The sequence below is a fragment of the Peribacillus sp. YIM B13481 genome (assembly GCF_042787985.1).
GTDB lineage: Bacteria > Bacillota > Bacilli > Bacillales > DSM-1321 > Peribacillus > Peribacillus simplex_A.
Window position 1 is genome coordinate 1 of record NZ_JBHZPE010000097.1, and the last position, 7,155, is coordinate 7,155.

8 protein-coding genes are annotated in these 7,155 nt (G+C 29.5%); 7 read left to right on the forward strand and 1 reads right to left on the reverse strand.

Annotated elements, in window-relative coordinates; all coding sequences use genetic code 11:
• Positions 1 to 115, reverse strand: a 115-nt coding sequence (locus ACFX4X_RS24795; RefSeq protein WP_483878245.1) for a terminase gpP N-terminus-related DNA-binding protein, incomplete at its 3' end; no start/stop codon positions are given.
• 347 nt (positions 116 to 462) lie between these two features.
• On the opposite strand from ACFX4X_RS24795, the gene ACFX4X_RS24800 reads away from it, so the two are divergent.
• From ACFX4X_RS24800 to ACFX4X_RS25585, 7 genes are all read left to right on the forward strand, one after another.
• A complete protein-coding gene (locus tag ACFX4X_RS24800) occupies positions 463 to 1,329 on the forward strand; it encodes a glycosyltransferase family 2 protein (protein WP_377387426.1) in 867 nt (288 codons plus the stop codon).
• 337 nt (positions 1,330 to 1,666) lie between these two features.
• Entirely contained in the window at positions 1,667 to 3,031 is a 1,365-nt protein-coding gene (locus ACFX4X_RS24805; protein ID WP_377387429.1) for a lipopolysaccharide biosynthesis protein, read from the forward strand.
• A gap of 24 nt (positions 3,032 to 3,055) precedes the next feature.
• Complete coding sequence (gene rfbA / locus ACFX4X_RS24810; protein ID WP_377387432.1) at positions 3,056 to 3,934, forward strand: glucose-1-phosphate thymidylyltransferase RfbA; 879 nt, start codon at positions 3,056 to 3,058, stop codon at positions 3,932 to 3,934.
• Between the two features lie 21 nt (positions 3,935 to 3,955).
• Positions 3,956 to 4,516 (forward strand): dTDP-4-dehydrorhamnose 3,5-epimerase, encoded by a 561-nt coding sequence (rfbC, locus tag ACFX4X_RS24815; RefSeq protein WP_377387435.1) that lies wholly within the window; start codon positions 3,956 to 3,958, stop codon positions 4,514 to 4,516.
• Between the two features lie 3 nt (positions 4,517 to 4,519).
• On the forward strand, positions 4,520 to 5,374 hold the full coding sequence (gene rfbD / locus ACFX4X_RS24820; RefSeq protein ID WP_377387438.1) for a dTDP-4-dehydrorhamnose reductase: 855 nt from the start codon (positions 4,520 to 4,522) through the stop codon (positions 5,372 to 5,374).
• Position 5,375: 1 nt separating this feature from the next.
• Positions 5,376 to 6,395, forward strand: coding sequence for a dTDP-glucose 4,6-dehydratase (gene rfbB, locus ACFX4X_RS24825; RefSeq protein WP_377387441.1), 1,020 nt, complete (start codon positions 5,376 to 5,378; stop codon positions 6,393 to 6,395).
• Between the two features lie 635 nt (positions 6,396 to 7,030).
• Positions 7,031 to 7,155 (forward strand): transposase (locus ACFX4X_RS25585; RefSeq protein WP_477644172.1); only part of this gene is annotated, 125 nt, incomplete at its 3' end.

The window sequence follows — 7,155 nt, forward strand, 5'->3', positions numbered from 1 at the left end:
CCCATTTATAAATGGTAACTTCTGATACGCCATATTCGCCGCTTAATTCTTTGACCGAATTACCCGAGTGATAAAGAAGTCTTCTTGATTTCTTTATTATATTTTTTCCCTGTATTCTTACATTCCAAGACGGACACATCCTCTCGAAAATCATTGTAAGGACTTAACTAAAATGTGTCCATAAAACTATACTACTTCCAGTTATGCATTTTAATAGGTATTACAAGGTAATACCTATACCATAGAAGTATTAACGAAATATATCATACTTTTTTTTATTCTATTTTAATCTTGGAAATGTGAAAGCATATATCTGTTACTTCTTTACTTACTCCATTATTTTATAATATCTTTATTGTTTACTTTTTTATGGATCAAATAATTATTATTCAGTTCGAATCTAAGAAATCATTTGCTTCTGAAGAATATCACAGAGGTAGTACTAAGAAATGAGGATATTAAATGATAGAGCTTTCTTTTATAATAATTAATTACAATACTAAAAATATAACTGCGGATTGTATTAATTCAATAAATACAAATAAAACTTTAACAAATATTAACTATGAAATTATTTTAGTAGACAATGATTCTACAGACGGTTCTATAAAACATTTCACTGAAAATAAATATGAAAATGTTATTTTAATAAAAAATAAAAAAAATGAAGGTTTTGGAATAGCGAATAACATTGGTGTGAGATATAGTTCTGGAAAATACGTGGTATTGTTAAATAGTGATACTATTGTAGATCAAACAGACTTTAAATTATTGGTTGGAAAAATAAGTAATGATGGATCTATTGGTGTTTTATCTGCAAAAATTCTTAATAAAGATAAGAGTATTCAATCTATAGGCTTTGATTTTCCAAGTATTGAAAATGAAGTAAAGTTAAATCTATTATTTTGGAATTTTAATTTTATTAAAAAATTTAGGTATAAAAATTATAAAAATAAAGGACTTTTTAGGACCGAATGGGTATCAGGGTGTTTTATGATTATTAGAAAGCTAGATTATAAAGAGGTTGGAGGATTTGATGAAGATATTTTTATGTATGCCGAAGATGTAGATTTATGTTATAGATTATACAAAAAAAACAAATATAGTTTTGTAATGGATGAAACATCAATTTATCATTTACATGGTCAATCAGGGAATAAAAAAAGAATAAAATTAAATCAACTTTTAAAAAGAAAAGAAAATTACTATTATGTAATTCGAAAGAATAATATATTAAGCCCGTTTAATTTATTTTTAATTAAGCTTACGTATATATTTAATGCAATAGTAGTAGTAACTGGAAAAAAAATAAAAAATATTACAGGTTGAAAATATAATACAGAAAAGAATAGGTTGAAAAATATTGTTAAAATCTAGGGGGAGTTATGTATCACTCTATAATGACTAAAGATACTGAAAGTTAGGGGTATTCCCCTTATTGTGACATTTAGCTAATTGTTTTTTAATAGATTGCTGAACTTTTTTCAGAAATTGCTTTTATAATTTGAGAAATTGTTGTAATGATGCAAACTATACATATATAACTAATTTAATTTAAACCGTAGAAAGGTACAGGGATACTCCCCTATTTATTATAGATTATTCATCTCACAGAAAATAAAATATCGAATTTAACTAATACCCTATTTAAAAGAGTGAGGGAAATATGCAGTTAATTGTAAATATCTTCAGAGTAGTTTTTTCAAATATGATAACATTAATTTCAAATGTAGTATTAGGCATAATCCTACCCATGATATTAAGTGTTCAAGATTATGGAGAATATAGATTGTTTATATTTTACATAAGTTTCATTGGTTTGTTACATTTTGGATTTATTGATGCAATCTATATAAAATACGGAGGTTTTGGTGAAAAAGATATAAGTAAACAATTATTAAAAAAAGAACATCATGTTTTTTTTGTATACCAAATATTAATTTCATTAATAATTTTAGGGTGTAGCTTTCTAATAGATAATCTTATTTTTATTTTATTAGCAATTTCGATAATACCTGTAAATTTAGGTGCTTTTCATAAACTATTTTATCAAGCTACTGGCCAATTTAAAAAGTATTCTTATGCTAATATAGTGTACACTATTTTAAATTTATGTTTAATTTGTTTTTTAATTACGATAGATATTAATAAATCTATATATTACATCATTTTTACTTTAATTTCCTATTTCATATTATTGATAATAATGGAAGTTGATTTTAAAAAATATACTAAAGGGATTGTACCAAAAGGTACAGTGAAAATTCTAGACTATAATAAAGTTGGTATATTTATTTTACTAGGAAATCTATGTATATTAATGATTAATTCTATAGGAAGATGGATAGTTCAATTCTTTTTTGATATCCAAAGTTTTGCCTATTATTCGTTTGCTGTATCAATGATGAATATGATTTTATTAATCATAAATGCAATTGGTTTAACTTTTTATAATTATATTGCAAAAAGAGAAGATAGAAGTAATTTAATTTTGATAAAAAAAATACTTTTAATTATTGGTGTTTTAGCTGGATCGACATATTTTATATTAGACAAAGTAGTAAATACACTTCTCCCTGATTATGTTCTTTCATTAAATATTATCGCTATTTCTTTCGTAACGTTCCCCTACATTATGGTTATAAATGTAATTATTATTAATTTATATAAAGCCAGAAAGCGAGAACGAGAGTTTTTTAAAGTAGTATTTTTAATTTTCTTATTAGCAATTGTTATTAATATACTCGCATTTTTAATAATTAATTCAATGAATATGCTTGCTCTTGCTACGTTGATAACTTTTATACTCTGGTATGTTTATTCTACCAATAAAGAATTCAAATATTTAAAAGGAAATAAAAAAGAAGTAATTTTTTTAATTTGTCATGCTTTAATATTTTTCTTGTGCTTGAATTATTTGGGTTGGCTTACAAGTTTTATAACTTACCTATTTTTCACTAGTATAATCTCATTATTTATTTATAAACATGAATTTGAACTACTTTATAGGAAATTTAAAAAAGGAAATTGATTTATATAAAAGGGGAAATGTTTTATGAAAGGTATTATTCTAGCTGGAGGAAGTGGGACTAGGCTTTATCCATTGACGATGGTAACTAGTAAACAATTACTACCAATATATGATAAACCGATGATATATTATCCATTATCGACTCTGATGTTAGCTGGTATAAAAGAGATATTAATAATTTCAACAGTTGAAGATACACCTAGATTTGAAAATCTATTAGGTGATGGTGCTCAATTTGGTATCTCTCTTCAATATAAAATACAACCGAGTCCTGATGGTTTAGCTCAGGCTTTTATTTTGGGTGAAGAATTTATAGGTGAAGATTCAGTCTGTATGATTCTAGGCGATAATATTTATTATGGTAGTGGTTTAAGAAAAATGGTACAAAGCGCTGCTGCGAAAAAACATGGTGCAACTGTTTTTGGATATCATGTTCAAGATCCAAAACGTTTTGGAGTGGTGGATTTTGATGAAAATGGAAAAGTTCTTAGTGTTGAAGAAAAGCCAAGTGTTCCCAAGTCTAATTATGCAATTACTGGGCTGTATTTTTATGATAATCGAGTTGTAAATATAGCTAAAAACGTTCAGCCCTCAGAACGTGGGGAACTTGAAATAACTTCTATTAATGAAGCTTATCTTCAGTTAGGTGAATTAGAGGTAAAATTATTAGGACGTGGGTTTACATGGTTGGATACAGGAACTCATCAAAGCTTGGTAGACGCAACTAACTTTGTTCGTACTGTTGAAGAACATCAAGGTGTTAAAATTGCTGCCTTAGAGGAAATAGCTTATATAAATGGCTGGATAACGAAAGAACAGCTAGCGAATTCGGGAGAAATATTAAGTAAAACCGGTTATGGGCAGTATTTAATTAAAGTAGCAAATGGTGATATTCAATATTAATTGAAGAAAGAGGGACTTAGTGTGATTTTTACAGAGACATCTTTAGAAGGTTTAATTATTGTAGAACCATTGGTATTAGGAGATCACCGGGGTTGGTTTATGGAAAATTATAGTGAGGAAAAATTTAAGGAAGAAGGGATTGAACTAACCTTTATACAGGATAATCACTCTTTTTCTGCAACTAAAGGAACTTTACGCGGATTACATTATCAATTAGAGCCTAAAGCACAAACAAAGTTGGTTAGATGTACAAAGGGTTGCATTTTTGATGTAGCAGTTGATATCCGTAAAGGTAGTTCTACATACGGGGAATGGTTTGGAATAGAATTAAGTGCGGAAAATAAAAAACAATTATTAATTCCCAAAGGGTTTGCTCATGGGTTTATGACATTAACCGATGATGTTGAAGTTCAATATAAGGTAGATCAATTGTATTCTCCAGAACATGATCGAGGAATTATTTGGAATGACCCTGAAATTGGGATTGTGTGGCCAATTGATATTACGCCTGTATTATCTGCAAAAGATGAAAATGCCCCTTTATTAAAGGATTCTGAAAATAATTTTGTGAGTGGAGAATAAGTTATGAAAGTTTTAGTAACAGGATTTAGCGGTCAGTTAGGTTATGATGTAGTTAAGGAAGGTAATAGTAGAGGGCTTGAGATGTACGGCACAAGCTCTCGAATTTTGGATATTACAAACAAACAAAGTGTGTCCCAGTATATTACTGAATTGAAACCAAATGTTATTATTCATTGTGCTGCTTTTACAGCTGTTGATAAGGCCGAAGATGATAAAGATAGTTGTTACGATGTAAATGTAAATGGTACAAAATATTTGGCTGAGGCAGCTAAATTGATTGGGGCTAAATTTGTTTATATTAGTACTGATTACGTGTTTGATGGGCAAGGAAATGAGCCGTTTACAGAAAATGACATACCAAAACCCGTCAGTTATTATGGTTTTACCAAATATGAAGGGGAGAATATAGTACAATCTATCTTAGAAAATTGGTTTATTGTACGAATATCTTGGGTGTTTGGTGTTAACGGAAATAATTTTATTAAAACAATGCTTAGATTATCTGATACGATGGAGGAGTTAAAAATAGTTGGCGATCAATTTGGTTCGCCTACCTACACCTTTGACTTGTCTCGTTTGTTATTGGATATGATTCAAACAGATTCCTATGGAATTTATCATGCTTCCAATGAAGAATTTTGTACTTGGGCAGAATTTGCTCAAGAAATATTTAAACTTGCAAATAAAAATGTAAAAGTAAACTCAATTACTACTGAAGAATATCCAACAAGGGCAGTGAGACCAAAAAATTCAAGGATGTCTAAACAAAAATTAATAGACAATGGATTTTTTACTTTACCTACATGGAAAGACGCGTTAGGTCGTTATTTAGCTGAGTTAACTCAAGAGGTGAATTGACATGGGAAAACAAAAAGTACTAGTAACAGGTGGAGCAGGATTTATTGGTGGAAATTTTGTTCAATTTATGGTAAATAAATATCCGGAGTATGACATTTTTAATTTGGATCTATTGACATATGCAGGAGATTTAACGAAGCATAGAGAGATAGAAAATAAACCAAACTATCATTTTGTTAAAGTAGATATTACCGATCGAAAGTCTGTTATGTCTCTGTTTGAAAGTGAAAATTTTGATTATGTTGTTCATTTTGCAGCAGAAAGTCATGTGGACCGTTCGATAACGAATCCTGAGATATTTGTTTTAACAAATGTACTAGGCACACAAGTTTTGTTAGATGCAGCAAAGGAGCATAATATTACTAAGTTTGTTCATGTCTCAACAGATGAAGTATATGGTGAATTGGAATTTGATCCAAGTACTTTCTTTACTGAAGAAACGCCTTTACAACCGAATAGCCCATATAGTGCAAGCAAAGCCTCCTCGGATTTATTAGTTAGGGCATATTATGAAACGTTCAAATTACCTGTTAACATAACTAGATGCTCGAATAACTATGGGCCTTATCATTTTCCTGAAAAACTTATTCCATTAACGATATCAAGAATTGTCAACGATCAAAAAGTACCAGTATATGGGGATGGGAAGAACATTCGTGACTGGTTGCATGTAATTGATCATTGTGCTGCAATTGATTTGGTTCTACATCAAGGTGAGAATGGTGAAGTATATAATGTTGGCGGTCATAATGAGAAAACCAACTTAGAAGTGGTTAAAACTATTATTAAAACTCTCAATAAATCAGAAGATTTAATAGAATTTGTTGAAGATCGTCTTGGCCATGATAAGCGATATGCGATTGATCCTACCAAATTAGAAAAATTAGGTTGGAGACCGACTTACAACTTTGAGTCAGGTATTGCTCAGACCATTCAATGGTATCTTGATAATAAACAGTGGTGGGAGCAAATCATTAGCGGTGAGTATCAGATGTATTTTGACAAGCAATACCGGATTTAGAAAGATTTGTTAGGTAGCCATCATAATAATGGCTACCTTTTTTTAGTCGAACCTTCGTTTGTGATGTTGACTCTATCAGTACTCTTAAGAGAGTGCCCTAAATCGGGAAACCTAATCTATGGATTGATTTTGTGAGGTATGGTCTAATGAGAGTAATGAAAAATTGAAAGCTACTCATGTGGCAAGCAGTTGGAAAGGATATTAAAATTATTTGATTAAGCATCATAAAAAAATACTGTATAGTTTTTTAAAGGAATTTGCTATATTTTAATGTTTCAAAACTTAAAGGCTCCATTTTTTCTTTTGTGGTAATATCTTTGATAATTAAATTAGAGATGTTCCAATTTATAGATTATTAGCATCTAATCGAAAAAGAATTAATAGAGATTGGGTTATTAAACCCCACAAGCTGTCTAAGTCCGAATTAGGAATTCAGCTTAAGATATAACTTTTCTATGTCGAAAATATTGGCTCAATTCCATATGTTTAGTAATAGTTGTCCCCTTGGAATACTTAATTTATCGTAATATTTAGTAATAGAACTATTATTTGAATGTTCAAAATGGAGTTAGTATAGTTTTATGGACACATTTTAGTTAAGTCCTTACAATGATTTTTGAGAGGATGTGTCCGTCTTGGAACGTAAGAATACAGGGAAAAAATATAATAATGAATTCAAGAAGACTATTGTAGATCTTTATCACTCGGGTAATTCGGTCAAAGAATTAAGCGGCGAATATGGCGTATCAGAAGTTACCAT

Bases quoted from the DNA above. Each gene is read 5' to 3' on its own strand.
- ACFX4X_RS24805 (WP_377387429.1), top strand. From the start codon at position 1,667: ATGCAGTTAATTGTAAATATCTTCAGAGTAGTTTTTTCAAATATGATA.
- rfbB (WP_377387441.1), top strand. From the start codon at position 5,376: ATGGGAAAACAAAAAGTACTAGTAACAGGTGGAGCAGGATTTATTGGT.
- ACFX4X_RS24800 (WP_377387426.1), top strand. From the start codon at position 463: ATGATAGAGCTTTCTTTTATAATAATTAATTACAATACTAAAAATATA.
- rfbA (WP_377387432.1), top strand. From the start codon at position 3,056: ATGAAAGGTATTATTCTAGCTGGAGGAAGTGGGACTAGGCTTTATCCA.
- rfbD (WP_377387438.1), top strand. From the start codon at position 4,520: ATGAAAGTTTTAGTAACAGGATTTAGCGGTCAGTTAGGTTATGATGTA.